Here is an 838-nt window from a genome sequence, read left to right as displayed (position 1 = left end):
CGTAGGCATGAGCTGAGTGATGAGCAGTGGCAGGCGATCGAACCGTTGCTGCCTCCGTCTGGGGTCAATGGTCGTCCGCGGGTGGATGACCGGCGGGTGATCAATGGGATGTTGTTCAAGGCCAAGACCGGGGTGGCCTGGCGGGATCTGCCGGAGCGGTATGGGCCGTGGAAGACCGTCTACAACCGGTTTTGGCGCTGGTCCCGGAACGGCACGCTGACGATGCTGGTGTCGCGGGCGAGGGTGATCGCCGAGGCGATCGATGAACTGGACCGGGAAGTGTCGGTGGACTCCAGCATCGTGCGCGCGCATCAGCACGCCGCCGGGGCCCGCCGGCCTGCGGCCGGCCACACAGGGGGAGCTGGCCCGCACCGGGCAGGCCGAACCAGATGATCATGCTATCGGCCGGTCGCGCGGTGGGACCACGACAAAGATCCATCTCGCCTGTGATGGCCATGGCCGTCCGCTGTCGGTCGTGCTGACCGGGGGCAACGTCAACGACTGCACGATGTTCGAGCAGGTCATGGCCGGGATCTGCATCCCACGCCACCGCGGGCAGCGGCCAGGGCGGCCCTGGCGGCGTCCGGTACGGGTGATCGCCGACAAGGGCTACAGCTCCCGCGCGATCCGCGCCTACCTGCGCTGCCGCCGTATCGCCGCGACCATCCCCGAACGACGCGACCAGCAAGCCGGCCGCCTGCGCCGAGGCTCACAAGGGGGCCGGCCACCAGTCTTCGACCCCCAGATCTACCGGCGGCGCAACGTGGTCGAACGCTGCTTCGGCCGCCTGAAGCAGTACCGCGCCATCGCCACCCGCTATGACAAGACCGCCCAGTCC

General features: G+C 68.7%; 1 protein-coding gene. It reads left to right on the top strand.

Features of this window, described 5'->3' with window-relative positions; translation table 11 throughout:
* Nucleotides 1–838 (top strand): IS5 family transposase gene (locus ABEA10_RS50925; protein ID WP_345475945.1). Its coding sequence is split into 2 segments (ribosomal slippage), with 837 coding nucleotides annotated over them: nt 1–336 and nt 338–838; the frame shifts between segments, so codons are not numbered across the junction. This gene is flagged as partial in the annotation.

Origin of the sequence: Actinoallomurus oryzae (genome assembly GCF_039541955.1) — a bacterium.
Lineage (GTDB): Bacteria > Actinomycetota > Actinomycetes > Streptosporangiales > Streptosporangiaceae > Actinoallomurus > Actinoallomurus oryzae.
Note: the sequence above shows the minus strand (reverse complement) of the source record. Positions and strands in the feature narration are given on the sequence as shown.